The 16,811-nt window shown below is 56.3% G+C and carries 14 protein-coding genes and 1 tRNA gene; 9 read left to right on the top strand and 6 right to left on the bottom strand.

Features of this window, described 5'->3' with window-relative positions:
• Positions 1 to 67 precede the first annotated feature (67 nt).
• From LQ945_RS17750 to LQ945_RS17730, 5 genes are read left to right on the top strand one after another with little or no spacing between them, the layout of a single operon-like run.
• On the top strand, positions 68 to 1,813 hold the full coding sequence (locus LQ945_RS17750; protein WP_270101368.1) for an IucA/IucC family protein: 1,746 nt from the start codon (positions 68 to 70) through the stop codon (positions 1,811 to 1,813).
• On the top strand, positions 1,810 to 2,760 hold the full coding sequence (locus LQ945_RS17745) for a GNAT family N-acetyltransferase (RefSeq protein WP_270101367.1): 951 nt from the start codon (positions 1,810 to 1,812) through the stop codon (positions 2,758 to 2,760). The genes LQ945_RS17750 and LQ945_RS17745 overlap by 4 nt, the downstream gene beginning before the upstream one ends.
• The gene (gene iucC / locus LQ945_RS17740) at positions 2,757 to 4,505 is read left to right on the top strand and encodes an aerobactin synthase IucC (protein WP_270101366.1); all 1,749 of its coding nucleotides are present in this window, start codon (positions 2,757 to 2,759) and stop codon (positions 4,503 to 4,505) included. Before LQ945_RS17745 ends, iucC begins: the two co-directional genes overlap by 4 nt.
• Positions 4,502 to 5,830 (top strand): lysine N(6)-hydroxylase/L-ornithine N(5)-oxygenase family protein, encoded by a 1,329-nt coding sequence (locus LQ945_RS17735; RefSeq protein ID WP_270101365.1) that lies wholly within the window; start codon positions 4,502 to 4,504, stop codon positions 5,828 to 5,830. Before iucC ends, LQ945_RS17735 begins: the two co-directional genes overlap by 4 nt.
• A gap of 35 nt (positions 5,831 to 5,865) precedes the next feature.
• Complete coding sequence (locus LQ945_RS17730; RefSeq protein WP_270101364.1) at positions 5,866 to 8,088, top strand: TonB-dependent siderophore receptor; 2,223 nt, start codon at positions 5,866 to 5,868, stop codon at positions 8,086 to 8,088.
• A gap of 60 nt (positions 8,089 to 8,148) precedes the next feature.
• Here LQ945_RS17730 and puuE read toward each other — a convergent pair whose 3' ends face one another.
• Genes puuE through LQ945_RS17715 form a run of 3 tightly spaced genes read right to left on the bottom strand, consistent with a single transcriptional unit; the run spans position 8,149 to position 10,596 of the window.
• Entirely contained in the window at positions 8,149 to 9,087 is a 939-nt protein-coding gene (puuE, locus tag LQ945_RS17725) for an allantoinase PuuE (RefSeq protein WP_270101363.1), read from the bottom strand.
• Between the two features lie 19 nt (positions 9,088 to 9,106).
• The gene (hpxA, locus tag LQ945_RS17720) at positions 9,107 to 9,850 is read right to left on the bottom strand and encodes an allantoin racemase (RefSeq protein WP_046374450.1); all 744 of its coding nucleotides are present in this window, start codon (positions 9,848 to 9,850) and stop codon (positions 9,107 to 9,109) included.
• Complete coding sequence (locus tag LQ945_RS17715) at positions 9,847 to 10,596, bottom strand: GntR family transcriptional regulator (protein WP_270101362.1); 750 nt, start codon at positions 10,594 to 10,596, stop codon at positions 9,847 to 9,849. Before LQ945_RS17715 ends, hpxA begins: the two co-directional genes overlap by 4 nt.
• A gap of 166 nt (positions 10,597 to 10,762) precedes the next feature.
• On the opposite strand from LQ945_RS17715, the gene LQ945_RS17710 reads away from it, so the two are divergent.
• Complete coding sequence (locus LQ945_RS17710; RefSeq protein WP_044548440.1) at positions 10,763 to 12,223, top strand: NCS1 family nucleobase:cation symporter-1; 1,461 nt, start codon at positions 10,763 to 10,765, stop codon at positions 12,221 to 12,223.
• Between the two features lie 46 nt (positions 12,224 to 12,269).
• Here LQ945_RS17710 and LQ945_RS17705 read toward each other — a convergent pair.
• Together LQ945_RS17705 and dnaQ are read right to left on the bottom strand one after the other, a co-directional pair.
• Positions 12,270 to 12,346: transfer RNA gene (locus LQ945_RS17705), tRNA-Asp, on the bottom strand.
• Between the two features lie 157 nt (positions 12,347 to 12,503).
• On the bottom strand, positions 12,504 to 13,244 hold the full coding sequence (gene dnaQ, locus LQ945_RS17700) for a DNA polymerase III subunit epsilon (RefSeq protein WP_020825328.1): 741 nt from the start codon (positions 13,242 to 13,244) through the stop codon (positions 12,504 to 12,506).
• A gap of 72 nt (positions 13,245 to 13,316) precedes the next feature.
• Here dnaQ and rnhA point away from each other — a divergent pair, with 72 nt between their 5' ends.
• On the top strand, positions 13,317 to 13,784 hold the full coding sequence (rnhA, locus tag LQ945_RS17695) for a ribonuclease HI (RefSeq protein WP_044548437.1): 468 nt from the start codon (positions 13,317 to 13,319) through the stop codon (positions 13,782 to 13,784).
• On the opposite strand, the gene LQ945_RS17690 is transcribed toward rnhA, so the two are convergent.
• Positions 13,781 to 14,500, bottom strand: coding sequence for a class I SAM-dependent methyltransferase (locus LQ945_RS17690; RefSeq protein ID WP_269936273.1), 720 nt, complete (start codon positions 14,498 to 14,500; stop codon positions 13,781 to 13,783). The genes rnhA and LQ945_RS17690 overlap by 4 nt on opposite strands.
• A gap of 44 nt (positions 14,501 to 14,544) precedes the next feature.
• Here LQ945_RS17690 and gloB point away from each other — a divergent pair, with 44 nt between their 5' ends.
• A complete protein-coding gene (gene gloB / locus LQ945_RS17685; RefSeq protein WP_269936274.1) occupies positions 14,545 to 15,300 on the top strand; it encodes a hydroxyacylglutathione hydrolase in 756 nt (251 codons plus the stop codon).
• Positions 15,301 to 15,371: 71 nt separating this feature from the next.
• Positions 15,372 to 16,757 carry a murein transglycosylase D gene (gene mltD, locus LQ945_RS17680; RefSeq protein ID WP_170868526.1) on the top strand — a complete coding sequence of 462 codons (1,386 nt, stop codon included), beginning with the start codon at positions 15,372 to 15,374 and terminating at the stop codon, positions 16,755 to 16,757.
• Positions 16,758 to 16,811 lie beyond the last annotated feature (54 nt).

Raw genomic sequence — 16,811 nt, 5'->3', positions numbered from 1 at the left:
GATTGATAACAATAAATATTATTGATATAAGAATCATTCTCAATTGATTCAATAGTGAAATGGGATCATGACAATCCAGTTTGAAACCGCGACGACCGACGTGGCTGCGCAATGTTTTCTCAACGCGTTGATGCGTGAAACCCGGGACTGGCAAATCGTTCCGGCGGCCAACAACCAACAGTATCCGCAGCTTCATATTCCACTTTCGCCTTCTCAGGCTATCCGCATCACTTTACGTCACACCTCCCCCACCCAACATCACCAATATCTGTTCCCTGCCCGCTTGCATCAGCAAGACGACGGCGCTGGTGTTGCATTGAGCGTGGAACAATGGGTGACTTTATTGCTGGAAAAACCGTCGGTGAAGGGAGAACTGCCGGATGAGGTCGTTACCCGTTTCCGCCAGCGCGTGCTGGAGAGTCATGACAATACCCAACAGGCGATCGCAGTGCGCCTGGACTGGCCAACGCTGCGCGACAAGCCGCTGAACTTCGCTCAGGCGGAACAGGGCCTGTTGGTAGGCCACGCCTTCCACCCGGCTCCCAAGTCCCATGAACCTTTCGACGAACAGCAGGCGCGCCGTTACCTGCCAGATTTTGGCGTCCGTTTCCCGCTGCGCTGGTTTGCCGTCGATAAACACCACCTGTGCGGCGACAGCCTGAACCTGACGCTACAGCAGCGCCTGCAGCGTTTTGCCGCAGAAAGCGCACCGCAACTGCTGGCGCATTTTACCGATGACGTCTGGCTGTTGCCGATGCATCCGTGGCAGGCCGACCATTTGCTGACGCAGGCCTGGTGCCAGGAACTGGTGACCCAAGGATTGCTCAGCGATCTGGGCGAAGCCGGCGAGCGCTGGTTGCCAACCAGCTCTTCCCGCTCGCTGTACAGCGCCAGCAATCGTGACATGATCAAATTCTCCCTCAGCGTGCGCCTGACCAACTCGGTGCGTACCCTGTCGGTCAAAGAAGTGAAACGCGGCATCCGTTTGGCCCGTTTGGCGCAAACGCCACGCTGGCAGCAGTTGCAGGCACGTTATCCCACCTTCCGCGTGATGCAGGAAGACGGCTGGGCCGGGCTGCGCTCTGCGGACGGAACGATTCAGGAAGAAAGCCTGATGGCACTGCGCGATAACCTGCTGTTTGAGCAGCCGGAAAGCCAGACCAATGTGCTGGTCACCCTGACCCAGGCCGCACCGGACGGCGGCGACAGCCTGCTGGCAGCAGCGGTGCGGCGTTTGGCCACCCGACTGAACCTGCCGGTGCAACAGGCCGCTCATACCTGGCTGGATGCTTACTGCCAACATGTCTTACTGCCGCTGTTCAGCACTGAAGCCGATTACGGACTGGTGCTGCTGGCCCATCAACAAAATATTCTGGTGGAAATGCAGCAGGATCTGCCGGTCGGCATGCTGTACCGCGACTGTCAGGGCAGCGGCTTTACCCGCGATGCCGGACCCTGGTTAGCAGAAATTGGCGAGGCCGAGGCGGAAAACCGCTTCAGCGAACAGCAGTTACTGCGTTACTTCCCTTACTACCTGCTGGTGAACTCCAGCCTGGCGGTCACTGCGGCGTTAGCCGCGGCCGGTTTCGACACTGAAGAACAGCTGATGGCCCGGGTGCGCGATGCGCTGAGTGGCCTGCGTGCCAGCGCCAAAAACACCCTGTGTCTGGACTACGTCCTCGACAGCAGCCACTGGAACTGCAAAGGCAACTTCTTCTGTTACCTGCATGACCATAACGAAAACACCATCGTCGATCCGGCGGTGATTTACTTCGACTTCGTCAACCCGCTGCGCCAGGGAGCCGCTCAATGATGCCGCAAGCCAAACTGACGCATGCCGACAACGGTTTTTGCTGTGAGCAGCTGGGAAAGGCGCTGCAACTCGGTCTGGGCCTGGACGGCAGCGCGGTGTTGCACTGTCCGGGACCGCTGCCGCAGGGCTGGCTGGTGCAGGCGCTGGACCAGTTGTTGGTGGCAGCACCGCAGCTCAGCGGCGTCACCCTGCCTTATGCGCAATGGTGTGAAGAGCCGCAGGCACAGACGCTGTTCGCGTTAGCCAGCAGTGACTATCTGGCGCGCGAAACCTTTTACCAGTTACCGCTGTGGCTCGGTGCCGAACGCCACTCCGCGTCCGAGAAAATGCAGTATGACGCGGAGCGTAGCCTGTGGTTCCCGCAGCGCCCGCCCCGCCCCAGCGGCGAGGTCTATCGTCGTTACGACCCGCAGCTCAAGCGAACCCTGAGCTTTCGTCTACCAGAAGTGGAGCACGATGCCGCGCAGTTCACCCGCTGGATGAATTCACCGCGCGTAGATGCCTTCTGGGAAATGAGCGGCCCGCTCGAAACCCAGGCCGCCTACCTGCAGCGTCAGTTGGACTCCAGCTACTGCTATCCGTTGTTGGGGTGCTTTGACGATCGCCCGTTCGGCTATTTCGAAGTCTATTGGGCTCCAGAAGATCGCATCGGTCGCCACTACCGCTGGCAGCCTTTCGACCGTGGGCTGCACATGCTGGTCGGTGAAGAAGACTGCCGCGGCGCGCAATACATTCGCAGTTGGCTACGTGGCCTGACGCATTATCTGTATCTGGATGAACCGCGCACCACGCGCGTGGTCGCCGAACCGCGCGCGGATAATCAGCGACTGTTCCGTCACCTGCCGGCCGCCGGCTACCACACAGTCAAAGAGTTCGATTTCCCGCATAAGCGCTCGCGTTTGATTATGAATCAGCGTGATGAATTCTTCCGGGGGGCTTCAGTATGAACACCGTAGATTACGCCGACTGGCAGCGCGTAAACCGTCAGATGATCGCCAAGATCCTTGCCGAACTGGAATACGAACGCACGCTGCATGCCGAGCAACACGACGGACAATGGCGCATTCTGCTGGGCGACGCTCAGTATAGCTTCAGCGCCGAACGCGGTATTTGGGGTTGGCTGCACATCGACCCGGCAACGCTGGCCTGCGATCAATCGCCGTTAGCCGCCGACCAAACGCTGCGCCAACTGGCTCAGGTGTTGAAAATGGACGATGCGCAGGTCGCCGAGCATCTGGAGGATTTGTACGCCACGCTGCGCGGCGATATGCAGTTGCTGTCCGCCCGTCACGGCATGAGCGCACAGGATTTGATTGCCCTGGATGCTGACGCGCTGCAGTGCCTGTTGGCCGGACACCCCAAGTTTATCTTCAATAAAGGTCGTCGTGGCTGGGGCCTGACCGCGCTGCATCAGTACGCGCCCGAATACCAGGGGCAGTTCCGACTGCACTGGGTCGCGGCTAAACGCGGCAGCTTTGTCTGGTGCGCCGACGAAGAATATTCACTGGATAACCTGCTTAACAGCGCGATGGACAGTGCCGAACGCCAACGTTTCGAACGGCGCTGGCGTGAGCTGAAACTGAGCCATGACTGGATCCCGGTGCCGCTCCACCCCTGGCAGTGGCAACAAAAGATCGCTTTGCACTTTCTGCCACAGCTGGCCGAAGGGGAGCTGGTGGAACTGGGTGAATTCGGCGACAGCTATCTGGCGCAGCAATCGTTGCGCACGCTGACCAACATCAGCCGCCGCTCCGCTTTCGACATCAAGCTGCCGCTGACCATTTACAACACCTCGTGTTATCGCGGCATTCCAGGCAAATACATCAGCGCCGGACCGGCCGCTTCCCGTTGGCTACAGCAGATTTTTACCGAGGACGATACGCTGAGCGCCAGCGGCGCCGAGATCCTGGGCGAGCCGGCGGCAGGCTATATGACCCATCCGACCTACGCCTCTTTGGCCAAAGCGCCTTACCGCTACCAGGAAATGCTGGGGGTGATCTGGCGTGAGAACCCTTCTTGCTACCTGCAGGAAGACGAACAAGCCATCTTGATGGCGACGCTGATGGAAACCGACAACCACGGCCAGCCGCTGATTGCCGCCTATATCGCCCGTTCCGGCCTGAGCGCTGAAGCCTGGCTGCAACAGATGTTCAGCGTGGTGGTGGTGCCGATGTACCACCTGATGTGCCGCTACGGCGTAGCGCTGATCGCCCATGGGCAAAACATCACGCTGGTGATGAAAGATCATGTGCCGCAGCGCGTGCTGTTGAAAGACTTCCAGGGCGATATGCGCCTGGTGGATCAGGACTTCCCCGAAGCGGCATCGCTGCCGAAAGTGGTGAGAGACGTCACCGTGCGCCTGTCCGCCGACTATTTGATCCATGATTTGCAAACCGGGCATTTCGTCACCGTGCTGCGCTTTATCTCACCGCTGATGAAGGCCTGTGGGGTCAGTGAACCTCGCTTCTATCAACTGCTGGCACAGGTGCTGAAAGGCTATATGGCACAGCATCCGGACATGGCGGAACGCTTTGCGTTGTTTGATCTTTTCAAGCCACAAATTATTCGCGTGGTGCTCAACCCGGTAAAACTCACCTACTCAGAGCAGGATGGCGGCAGTCGCATGTTGCCAAACTATCTGCAGGATCTGGATAACCCTCTCTACTTGGTCACCAAGGAGTTTGCCCAATGAATCAGCCCCTGGATTTCATCGGCATTGGTATCGGCCCGTTCAACCTCAGCATTGCCGCACTCGGCAGTGAAGTTGCCGGTTTTAACAGTAAATTCCTCGAACGCAAGCCGCACTTTTCCTGGCATCCCGGCATGATGGTGCCGGATTGCCATATGCAGACCAGCTTCCTGAAAGATCTGGTCAGCGCGGTATCGCCAACCAATCCCTACAGCTTTCTTAACTACCTGGTGAAAAGGAAGAAATTTTATCGATTTCTGACCACTGAACTGCGTACGGTATCGCGCGAAGAGTTCGCCGACTACCTCGACTGGGCCGCCAACGGGCTGAAGTCGCTGGAGTTCAGTCAGGATATTCAGAGCGTGGATTTTGACGACCAGCAGCGCCAATTTGTCGTCACGACCCAGCGTGCGACTTACCGGGCGCGCCACGTCTGCCTGGGCATCGGCAAACGCATCAAACTGCCGGACTGCGTTACCGAGCAAAACGATCGTTGCTTCCATGCCAGCGAGATGACGATGCGCAACCCGAACCTGGCCGGAAAACGCGTCACCATCGTCGGTGGCGGCCAGAGCGGTGCGGACCTGTTCCTGAACATTTTCCGCGCCGAATGGGGCAAGCCTGCGCAACTGAATTGGATTTCGCGTCGCAATAACTATAACGCGCTGGATGAAGCCGCCTTCGCCAACGAGTACTTCACGCCGGACTACGTTGACAGCTTCTATGGCCTGAACGACGGCGCCAAGCAGCGCATGCTGACCGAGCAGAAGATGACCTCCGACGGCATCACCAGCGATTCGCTGCTGGCTATTTACCGCGCGATGTATCACCAGTTTGAAGTGTTGCGCGAAAAGCCCTGGGCGCACCTGCTGCCAAGCCGTTCGCTGGCGGCAATCCAGGCCGCAGGCGATGGCTGGCAGTTGGTTACCCATCACCATCTTGATCAGGGTAAAGAAACCTTCGACACCGACGTGGTGATTTTCGCCACCGGCTATCAGCAGGATCGCCCGGCGTTCCTCGAACCTCTGGCTGACCGCCTGCTGACCACCGCCGATGACCAGTTCCGCGTAGCCCCCGACTTCAGCCTGGAGTGGGAAGGCCCCAAGGAAAACTGCCTGTTTGCCGTTAATGCCGGCATGCACAGCCACGGCATCGCCGAACCCCAGCTCAGCCTGATGGCCTGGCGTTCGGCACGCATTCTCAACCGGGCTTTAGGACGCGACCAGTTCGATTTAACGTCCACCCCGGCGGTGATCCAATGGCGTAGTCGGCAGCCGGGTATCCCCTCCCGCGCCGAGCACGTCATGCTCAATTACACCGAGTTTTAACTACACACCAATATGGGACACACTGGAAAATAACGATGAAACGCAAACACCTCTGGGTATTAAACCCTTGCCTGCTGGCGATGCTCGCCCCTACGGCCTGGGCAGAAGAACAAAAAAGCGAAGAGCAAATGGTGGTTTCCGCCAGCCGTACGCACCGTACAGTGGCAGAAATGGCGCAGACCACCTGGGTGATTGAAAGCCAGGAAATTGAGCAGCAAGTCCAGGGCGGCAAAGAGATCAAGGACATGCTGGCGCAGTTGATCCCGGGCATGGACGTCAGCGGTCAGGGGCGTACCAACTACGGCATGAACCTGCGCGGCCGTTCAATGATGGTGATGATCGACGGCGTACGTTTGAACTCATCGCGTAGCGACAGCCGCCAGCTGGATTCGATCGATCCTTTTAATATCGATCACATTGAAGTGATCTCCGGTGCTACCTCGCTGTACGGCGGCGGCAGCACCGGCGGCCTGATCAATATCGTCACCAAAAAAGGCCAGAAAGAGCAGCAGGTTGAACTGCAGATCGGCGGTAAAACCGGCTTTGGCGGCCATAACGACCACGACGAGAACGTGGCGGCAGCGGTCAGCGGCGGCAACGACAACGCCTCAGGCCGGTTGTCGGTTTCCTATCAGCGCTACGGTGGCTGGTACGACGGCAAGGGCAACGAAGTCCTGATTGATAATACTCAGACCGGCCTGCAGTACTCCGATCGCCTCGACGTGATGGGCACCGGCACCATCAATATCGATGACCACCAGCAGTTGCAGCTGACCACTCAGTATTACAAAAGTCAGTCCGATGGCGACCACGGCCTGTTCCTGGGGGAAAATTTCGCTGCGGTGACCGGCAACGCCAAGGCTTACAACAGCGGTAACCTCAATTCGGATCGTATTCCGGGGACCGAACGCCACCTGATCAACCTGCAGTACTCCAACACCGACTTCCTCGGTCAGGATCTGGTGGCGCAGGTCTACTATCGCGATGAGTCGCTGACCTTCTACCCGTTCCCGACCCTGACGGCCGGACAGGTCACCAGCATCGGTGCTTCCCAACAGAAGACCGACTTTTACGGCGGCAAACTGACGCTGAACAGCAAGCCGATCGATGCCCTGACGTTAACCTACGGCATCGACGCCGAGCATGAGACGTTCAACTCCAACCAGCAGTTCTTCGATCTGGCCAAAGCACAGCAGTCTGGCGGTATGGATCTGCAAAACGCGTATAACACCGGGCGCTACCCGGGCTACAGCACCACCAATCTGGCGTCCTTCCTGCAGGCCAGCTACGACATCAACCCTATCTTCACCCTGAGCGGCGGCGTGCGCTACCAGTACACCGAAAACAAGATTGATGACTTCGTTGGCTACAACCAGCAGCAGGCTATCGCTACCGGCGCCGCCACCTCGGCCGATGCCATCCCAGGCGGGAAAACGGACTACAACAACGCCCTGTTCAACGCCGGTCTGTTGGCTCACCTGACCGAACGCCAGCAAACCTGGATCAACTTCTCGCAGGGTTACGAGATCCCGGATCCGGGAAAATATTACGGCAACGGTACCTATGCGCTGAACAACGGCCACTACCAGTTGAACAAAAGCGTCAACGTTGGCGACTCCAAGCTGGAAGGTATCAAGGTTAACTCCTACGAGCTTGGCTGGCGTTACACCGGCGATAACCTGCGTACGCAGATTGCCGGCTACTACTCCCTGTCCGATAAGAGTATTTCGATCAACAAAACCGACATGACCATTAACGTCAACTCGGACAAACGCCGCATTTACGGGATGGAAGGCGCGGTCGATTACTTCTTCGAAGACAGCGACTGGAGCGCAGGCACCAACTTCAACTTCATTCGTTCCGAGACCAAGGTCAACGGCGAATGGAAAAAGCTGGTGGTGGATACCGCCAGCCCATCCAAAGTGACCGCCTACGTCGGCTGGGCACCGGGCGACTGGAACCTGCGCCTGCAGTCACAGCAGACTTTCGACGTATCGGATGACGGCGATTACACCAAGGCCGGCTCGACCCAGGGGCGTAAAATTGATGGCTACAACACCATCGATTTCCTCGGCAGCTACGCGTTGCCGGTGGGTAAACTCAGCTTCAGCGTAGAAAACCTGCTGGACAAGGAATACACCACCGTTTGGGGCCAGCGCGCGCCAATCCTCTATAGCCCGACCTACGGCTCACCCGAGCTTTACAGCTATAAAGGCCGCGGCCGCACCTTTGGTCTGAACTACTCTGTACTGTTCTGATCCATACCCGAGCGCAATCCTGCGCTCAAACACAACGAAAAGGGCCACATCGGCCCTTTTTTACTTCTTAAACGGATGCTGTGCCAGCCAGTGGTCAGCAATATCCTGGCGTCGGCACACCCAGACCCGGTCATATTGCTCGATATAGTCCAGGAAACGCTGCAGCGCGCGAAACTTGCCCGGACGGCCCAATAAACGGCAATGCATGCCGATCGACAGCATCTTCGGCGACTCCTCGCCTTCGGCATACAGCACGTCAAAGCTGTCTTTCAGATAGGTAAAGAACTGCTCGCCGGTGTTAAAGCCTTGCGGCGAGGCGAAGCGCATATCGTTGGCCTCGAGGGTATAGGGGACGATCAGGTGCGGCTTGGTTTCGCCATTGGCGCACTGCACCTCGGTCCAGAACGGCAAGTCATCGCCGTAATAGTCGCTGTCGTACTGCAGGCCCCCGTGCTCTACCACCAGCCTGCGGGTGTTAGGGCTGTCGCGGCCGGTATACCAACCAAGCGGTGCCTGGCCGAACAGATCCCGCAATACCGTCATCGCCTGCTGCATATGCTGCCGTTCGGTCTTTTCGTCCATCTGCTGATAGTGGATCCAGCGCCAGCCGTGGCTGACCACATCGTAGCCGGCATTTTTAATCGCTTCGACCACCTGCGGGTTGCGCGCCAGTGCCATCGCCACGCCAAAGACCGTCAATGGCAGGCCTCGGCGCTGAAACTCATCATGGATCCGCCAGAACCCGGCGCGTGAACCATATTCGTAAAGGGAATCCATCGACATATGCCGCTCAGGATAGCTGGCCGCGCCGATGATATCAGAGAGAAACTGTTCGGAACCGGCATCGCCATGCAGCACGTTGTTTTCAGCCCCTTCCTCATAATTGAGGACAAACTGCACCGCGATGCGCGCCTGACCAGGCCAACGAGCATGCGGTGGACGACCGGCGTAGCCGATCAAATCACGGGGATAATCTTTATTGAACGCGAAATCACTCATCGTTGTTTCCCTTTACCGATCACCCGTTAAAATGACTGAACATGCCGGACAAAGGCTTTGCCCGCGGAAAATCCAGATCGCCGTGCTTGCTGGTGCTCAGACCGAGCGCGCTTAGCGACTCGATCATTTTTACCGCGGCGCTGACGCCGTCGATCACCGGGATCCCCAATTCCAGCGTCAATTCTCGCGCCAAATCGGCCATGCCGCCGCAGCCAAGCACAATCGCGCCGCTGCCATCCTGTTGTTTAGCCCGGATGCACTGCTCACGCACTTTTTGCTGAGCCCGACCGCTGCCGTCCTCCAGCGCCAGCACCGGCAGATCAATCGCATGCAGCGCCGCACAGTGCCGCTCAAAACCGTATTGATGCAGTAAATGCCTTGCAATCACCAACGTACGCGGCAGCGTGGTAACAATGGAAAAACGCGTCGCCACCAGCGTTGCCATGTGCATTGCCGCCTCGGCGATACCGACCACCGGTTTGTCGGCCAGCTCACGCGCGGCCAGCAAGCCCGGATCGCCAAAGCAAGCAATGACATGACCACTCACACCGGCCTCCCGGCCGGCTTTCACCTGCTGCAAGACGCCAATGGCAGCAATGGCTTCGTCAAAATGCCCCTCGATTGATGGTGCCCCTTCTTGTGGGCAGACCGCCAGGATCTCGGTGCCCGGCGCAGCCACCGCTCGCGCCGCAGCGGCGATGGTTTCGGTCATTGCCTGGCTGGTATTCGGATTGATGACCTGAATAATGCAGCGAGTTGTCATAGCGTCTCCCGCAGGTGGGCTTCGGCAAAAATATGGGCGAAATCCGGCGTTTCATTCGCGTCGTGGTTAAACCGTAAATTCGCCACAATATCGTCAAAATGGCGGACCATGTGATCTGCCAGCGCCGCGCTGTCTTTCCGCCTCAACAGCGCCAGCAAATCGCTGTGATCGTGGCAGCGACACCCCTGCTGCCAGGGTGAACCATAAACGGCGATCGCCAGCGACGATCGCAAAGTTAGCTGTGACACCATTTCAGTCAGCACCTGATTGCCGGCGATGGCCTGCAATTGAACGTGAAATGCGGCAGACAGACGGATCGCCGCAGCGCCGTCCTGATCGCGGTACGCCTGCTGTTCCTGCGCCACGATCTCCTCCATCGCCAGCAGATGATTTTCGTCGCAGTGGGCAAGCACCTGCGGCAGGTTGGTGCATTCCAGCATCTTGCGCGTCTGGAATACCTGGGTTGCCTCGTCCTGCCCGGGCGTAGCGACCTGTGCACCACGTTTGGGCAGTTGGGTCACCAATTGCACTGCGGCAAGGCGCTGCAGCACCCGCCGGATCCCGGTTCGGCTTACGCCGAAGGTCTCGGCCAAGGCTTCTTCCGGCAATTTGCTGCCGGGCAGCAACCGATGTTCGACAATCGCTTTCACCAACGAGTTGTAAATATGATCGTCTTTATCTTCAATGAAATAAGTGGCCTGTTGCCCATGCCACGCGGCGTTGCTACCGATCGTCGTGCCGACCATTTTTCTGCTCCCCGTCCCCTTGAATAGTCAAATCGTATACAAGAAGAAGATATTTTGTATACAAAAAAGAACAGTCTGGCCTGGATCCTGCAAAAGCCCTCTCAGCAACCTTTGCCAAAAAACAGATCACAACATCCGGGTGACGTTCTTGAGAGGAGCACGATTTATGCCAAACCCTAATGAAAACTACAGTCCCAAACTGTGCAACGACGATCTGGCACCTACGCGTGACCAGAACTGGAGCTGGTACAACATTTTTTCTTTCTGGATGTCCGATGTACACAGCATGGGCGGCTATGTGGTGGCCGCCAGCTTCTTCGCCCTCGGCCTGTCGAGCTGGCAGGTCCTGATTTGTCTGCTGGTGGGGATTTGCATCGTGCAGTTTTGCGCTAACCTGGTGGCCAAGCCCAGCCAGCTCGGCGGCGTGCCCTACGCCGTATTAAGCCGCCAGGCGTTTGGCGTGTTCGGCGCCAATATCCCGGCGGTGATCCGCGGCATGATCGCCTTCGCCTGGTATGGCATTCAAACCTATCTGGCCTCCAACGCGCTGATGCTCACACTGCTGAAATTCTTCCCGTCGCTGGAGCCGATGACCCAACCGCATTTCCTTGGGCTGTCGCAGCTTGGCTGGGTTTGTTACATCACCATGTGGCTGCTGCAGGCGATGGTGTTTTGGCACGGTATGCAGGCGATTAAGCGTTTTATCGATATCGCCGGGCCGGCAGTTTACATAGTGATGTTCGCACTGGCCGGCTGGATTGTTTACCGCGTCGGTTTCTCTAATCTCTCCCTGACCCTGGCAAGCAAAAACCTGAGTGCCGGCGAGCAAGGCTGGCTGATGCTGACCGCCACCGCGCTGGTGGTCTCTTATTTCTCCGGCCCGCTGCTTAACTTCGGCGACTTTACCCGTTATGGCAAAAGTTTTGCCGAGGTACAGCGCGGCAATCGCTGGGGTTTGCCGTTCAACTACCTGTTGTTTTCTTTGGTAACCGTGGTGATCGTTTCCGGCACCCTTCCGCTGTTCGGACAGCTGATTACCGATCCGATCGAAACCGTCACCCGCCTCGATAGCGATATCGCCGTAGCCCTCGGGCTGCTGACGATGATCGTCGCCACTATCGGCATCAATATCGTGGCCAACTTTGTCTCGCCGGCCTTTGATTTCTCTAACTGTTCACCGCAGAAGATCAGCTTCCGTACCGGCGGGATGATTGCCGCCGTCGGCTCGTTCCTGTTGACCCCCTGGAACCTGTTCCAGTCACCCGAGCTGATTCACTACACGCTGGACGTGTTGGCAGCCTTTATCGGCCCGTTGTTCGGTATTCTGTTGGTGGATTTCTACATTATCAAGCGCGGCGAACTGCACGTCGATGACCTGTACAATGCCACGCCGGACGGCCGTTACTGGTATAAAAACGGCTTCAATCCGAATGCGATTTGGGCGCTGGTGCCTTCAGTGATTATCGGCTTGGCAATCAGCTTCACGCCGAGTCTGCATCAGGTGGCTAACTTCAGTTGGTTTATCGGGGCAGCGCTGGGTGGGGGATGTTATCGGATCATTGCGCGCCGGGAGTGGGCAGCCAATCAGGCGGTGACCTTCGCCAAAACGCAATTGAGCAAAGATTAAAAACAACGAAGCCCTGAGTTATTGCTAACTCAGGGCTTCTGAATGTTGGCGGAACGGACGGGGCTCGAACCCGCGACCCCCTGCGTGACAGGCAGGTATTCTAACCAACTGAACTACCGCTCCGCGCCGTTCTTCTCTTGCGAGAGGAACGAGGCGCATATTACGGTTGAGCCACTATGCCGTCAATGCCTTTTTCTTACCAAATGAACCGTTTGCACAGTTTTTCAGCTAACGGAACGCAAAGGGGATAAAGCCCGGATTATTTACGTCGAAAATACCGTTATTCCGCTTCCGTGCGCCACAGGCAACTGCCGCCCTTTTTCGCCACCAAATCCAGACGCGCCTCATGGGCCATCACTTCTTCATCGCTGGCGTAGACCACTTTCATGGCCGTTGCCGGACGCACAATGCGCTGAATGTCCTGCGTCGAATTGTTGTTTTGCGTATCTCCTTCCATCTGGAAGGCCATCGACGTCTGACCGCCGGTCATCGCCAGATAGACTTCCGCCAGGATTTCGGCATCGAGCAATGCGCCGTGCAGCGTACGCTTGCTGTTGTCTATCTCATAACGACTGCACAGGGCGTCGAGGTTGTTGCGCTTGCCCGGGAACAGGCGACGCGCCATTAACAGGCTGTCGGTGATGGTGCAGAAGGTATCGGTCTTCGGAATCCCCTGCTGCAGCATGCGGAATTCGTGATCCATAAAGCCGATGTCGAACGCTGCGTTATGGATAACTAACTCGCCGCCGCGGATAAAGTCGATAAACTCATCGGCAATTTGGTCGAACGTGGGTTTATCCGCCAGGAACTCGTCGCTGATGCCGTGAACCCCATAGGCCTCCGGATCCACCAGCCGGTCCGGCTTGATGTAGACATGGTAGTGACGGCCGGTCGGACGACGGTTAATGACTTCGACCGCACCAATTTCAATGATGCGATGACCTTCGTAATGCACCCCGAGCTTGTTCATACCGGTGGTTTCGGTATCGAGGACAATCTGTCTGGTGGTTGTAGTGATCATATTGCAGTGCTCACAGCGTTCGTTTATGTCAGACTTGGCTTTTATAAAACTGATAGGAAGAGTCTACCAGAGATGCTCAAACAGGTAGAAATTTTCACCGACGGCTCCTGCCTTGGCAACCCGGGCCCCGGTGGTTACGGCGCCATACTGCGCTATAAGCAGACGGAAAAAACCTTCAGCGCGGGCTTCCGCCTGACCACCAACAATCGCATGGAGATGATGGCGGCGATTGTCGCATTGGAAGCGCTGACCACGCCTTGCGAAGTGATCCTCAGCACCGACAGCCAATATGTGCGCCAGGGCATTACCAGTTGGATCCATAACTGGAAAAAGCGTGGCTGGAAGACCGCCGACAAAAAGCCGGTCAAGAATGTCGATCTTTGGCAGCGTCTGGATCTGGCCATTCAGCGCCACACCGTTAAATGGGAATGGGTCAAGGGCCACGCCGGCCATCCGGAAAACGAACGCTGCGACGTGCTGGCACGCGATGCGGCCGGTAATCCAACGCAGGAAGACGTGGGTTACAAACCGGAAAACTAAGGCTGCTTGCGATAACTCTTGGTCGCGCCGACGGCGCGGCTGAGAGAAGGCTTTCGCGCCCCGAGCTTCATCGGCGTTGGCGTTAACGGCAAAGTACGCTTACGTGCCACAATCACGCTCATACACCCCAACGCCGGTAAATGAGTGCACAAAAACTTCCCGCCTTTACGCTGCCAAGGCAGCACGTGAAAACGCGACTGATGCAACACCTCATAATTCAGCAAACTCAGCCAGTCTAGCAGGCGCATTTGAGTAAACATCCGGCTGACGTAGGGCTGGCGGCGGCGTAACCCTGGCACCAGTTTCCCCAACCCCAACAGACTGAACGGGTTGAAGCTGCTGATCACCAGCCAGCCGTCGTCGATCAACACGCGATCGACTTCACGCAGCATGCGGTGCGGATCGTCAGCATAGGATAGCGTGTGTGCCAGTAAACAGGCATCCACCGACTTGGCGGCGAAGGGCAATTGGTAAGCATCTGCGACCACTTGCAGGTTGTCGCCTACCAGACTGACGTTGACCTGGTGGGAAATGGCGCATTTATCCGTAGCCAGACTGGCGCTGAGATTACCGATTTTAAGCAGGTGGAAACCAAACAGCTTCGGCCACCAGGGTTGCAACTGCCGCTCAAGCGCCTCACGATAGTATTCCCCCCACGGCAACTCGGCCCAAGACTGTGGGCTGGTGAGCTTTTGTAGAGTATGGGCTGGTTTCATGATTTATTATCTTCTTTCAAGCCGTTGCCAACGAGAGGTCCAAGATGAATCTTATCAGCATTCCCGCCTTCCAGGACAATTACATTTGGTTGTTAGATAACCAGCAGGGACACGGCATCATTGTCGATCCCGGTGAGGCGCAGCCGGTGCTTGATGCGCTGGAACGCCTGAATTTGACGCCTGACGCGATTCTGTTGACCCACCATCATCACGATCACGTCGGTGGCGTAGCGCAGATTGTGGCGCGCTATCCCGGGCTGAAGGTCTATGGACCGCAAGAAACTGCCGACAAAGGTGCTAACCGCATCGTTCATGACGGAGAAACCCTCGAAATCAATGGCCAAAAATTCGCTGTAATCGCGGTTCCCGGACATACGCTTGGCCATATTGCATTCTATAGCGCACCTTATCTGTTCTGCGGAGACACTATTTTCTCTGGCGGCTGCGGAAGGTTATTTGAAGGGACCGCCGAGCAAATGTACGACTCATTTCAACAACTCGCGCAACTTCCCGATAACACCTTAATTTGTTGCGCGCATGAATATACACTTTCAAATCTTAAGTTTGCGCGGGCTATTTTGCCGGAAGATCGAGGAATTGAAACATATCAGCAACAAGTTGAAGCGTTACGGGCAAAAGACCAGCCTAGCGTTCCCACTCAGCTACAATTAGAGCGTAAAATTAACCTATTTTTACGCTGCCATGACACTGATTTACAAAGAAAATTAGGATTTCACACGCCACCACAACACCTTCATTCGGTTTTTTCCGAATTACGCCTGCGAAAAGACAACTTCTGAGCTTTTAGTTGTGTTATTTGACGAAGCAAAGTATGATTGCTCGTCTTTTAAGCAACTATATTGACACACACATGAAGGCTAAAGCGATATTTCTCGCCTCAGTCTTGCTAGTGGGGTGCCAGTCGTCCAGGCAGGACGCACCGGCCCCAGAACAGCATGCACAGAGTTTGTCTTCGGCAGGTCAAGAGAGTGAAGCAGGAGAGTACACAGCGAATGGTCGAGCGAGCTCGGCGCGGTGGCTAGATAATAATAGTGGTGCCGCGCAACAGAACCTGTGGAACTTCATTAGCGACGAGCTGAAGATGGAGGTTCCGGAAAATTCCCGGATCCGTGATCAAAAAAGAAAGTACCTAAAAAGTAAGAGCTATCTCCACGATGTAACATTACGGGCAGAGCCGTACATGTACTGGATAGTCGGGCAGATTAAGAAACGCAATATGCCGATGGAACTGGTACTGCTACCCATAGTGGAGAGCGCTTTTGACCCACACGCCACGTCAAGTGCCAACGCCGCAGGGCTATGGCAAATCGTGCCGCAAACGGGTCGCAATTATGGTTTGAAAAACAACCAGTGGTATGACGGGCGACGCGATGTCGTCGCCTCGACGACTGCTGCGCTTGATATGATGCAGTATTTGAACCGCATGTTTAACGGTGACTGGTTACTGACCGTTGCCGCTTATAACAGTGGTGAAGGCCGTGTCATGCAGGCGGTTAAGGCGAATAAACGCCAGGGTAAGCCAACCAATTTCTGGGCATTGTCGCTTCCGCGTGAAACGTCAATTTATGTTCCGAAAATGCTGGCGCTGAGCGACATCATTAAAAACAGCAAGAAGTACGGTATCAATCTTCCGAAGACTGATAATACCCGTGCACTGGCGCGTATTGATGTTGGGCAGCAAATACAGCTAACTCAGGCGGCTGAGATGGCTGGGCTTTCAATCACCAAGATGAAAGCTTATAACCCGGGCTACAAAAAAGGCGTTACGGCACCCAACGGGCCCCATTACATCATGGTTCCCAAAGGTCATGCCGATCAGCTGAAAGACTCGTTGGCCGATGGCCAGATCGCAGTGACTCAGCCAACCACTCAGTTGGCGAAGAACAGCGGTTTGACAGGCGGTAGCTCGTATAAGGTTCGCTCCGGCGATACGGTATCGGGCATTGCCAAGCGGTTGAATATTAAGTCCAGCGATTTGCAGAGTTGGAACAACTTACGTGCCAAGAGCACCTTAAAAGTTGGGCAAACCCTGCAAGTGGCCAGCAACACCGGCAGTAACAGCAGTATCACCTATCAGGTTCGCAAAGGTGATTCGCTGGCCAGTATTGCACGTCGTCACGGCGTCGATATTAACGACGTGATGCGTTGGAACTCAACGCTAGCCAAGGCTAATAATCTGCAACCGGGTCTGAAATTGACCCTGTTTGTCAGTGACAAGTCATCGCCGGATACCTAAATTTTCGGCACAAAAAAAGCACCCTTCGGGGTGCTTTTTTATTGTCTGAATAAG

Origin of the sequence: Serratia liquefaciens (genome assembly GCF_027594825.1) — a bacterium.
Lineage (GTDB): Bacteria > Pseudomonadota > Gammaproteobacteria > Enterobacterales > Enterobacteriaceae > Serratia > Serratia liquefaciens_A.
Note: the sequence above shows the minus strand (reverse complement) of the source record. Positions and strands in the feature narration are given on the sequence as shown.

Coding starts and splice junctions, on each gene's coding strand:
- LQ945_RS17750 (WP_270101368.1), top strand. CDS start 68: ATGACAATCCAGTTTGAAACCGCGACGACCGACGTGGCTGCGCAATGT.
- LQ945_RS17745 (WP_270101367.1), top strand. CDS start 1,810: ATGATGCCGCAAGCCAAACTGACGCATGCCGACAACGGTTTTTGCTGT.
- iucC (WP_270101366.1), top strand. CDS start 2,757: ATGAACACCGTAGATTACGCCGACTGGCAGCGCGTAAACCGTCAGATG.
- LQ945_RS17735 (WP_270101365.1), top strand. CDS start 4,502: ATGAATCAGCCCCTGGATTTCATCGGCATTGGTATCGGCCCGTTCAAC.
- LQ945_RS17730 (WP_270101364.1), top strand. CDS start 5,866: ATGAAACGCAAACACCTCTGGGTATTAAACCCTTGCCTGCTGGCGATG.
- puuE (WP_270101363.1), bottom strand. CDS start 9,087: ATGAGTGATTTCGCGTTCAATAAAGATTATCCCCGTGATTTGATCGGC.
- hpxA (WP_046374450.1), bottom strand. CDS start 9,850: ATGACAACTCGCTGCATTATTCAGGTCATCAATCCGAATACCAGCCAG.
- LQ945_RS17715 (WP_270101362.1), bottom strand. CDS start 10,596: ATGGTCGGCACGACGATCGGTAGCAACGCCGCGTGGCATGGGCAACAG.
- LQ945_RS17710 (WP_044548440.1), top strand. CDS start 10,763: ATGCCAAACCCTAATGAAAACTACAGTCCCAAACTGTGCAACGACGAT.
- dnaQ (WP_020825328.1), bottom strand. CDS start 13,244: ATGATCACTACAACCACCAGACAGATTGTCCTCGATACCGAAACCACC.
- rnhA (WP_044548437.1), top strand. CDS start 13,317: ATGCTCAAACAGGTAGAAATTTTCACCGACGGCTCCTGCCTTGGCAAC.
- LQ945_RS17690 (WP_269936273.1), bottom strand. CDS start 14,500: ATGAAACCAGCCCATACTCTACAAAAGCTCACCAGCCCACAGTCTTGG.
- gloB (WP_269936274.1), top strand. CDS start 14,545: ATGAATCTTATCAGCATTCCCGCCTTCCAGGACAATTACATTTGGTTG.
- mltD (WP_170868526.1), top strand. CDS start 15,372: ATGAAGGCTAAAGCGATATTTCTCGCCTCAGTCTTGCTAGTGGGGTGC.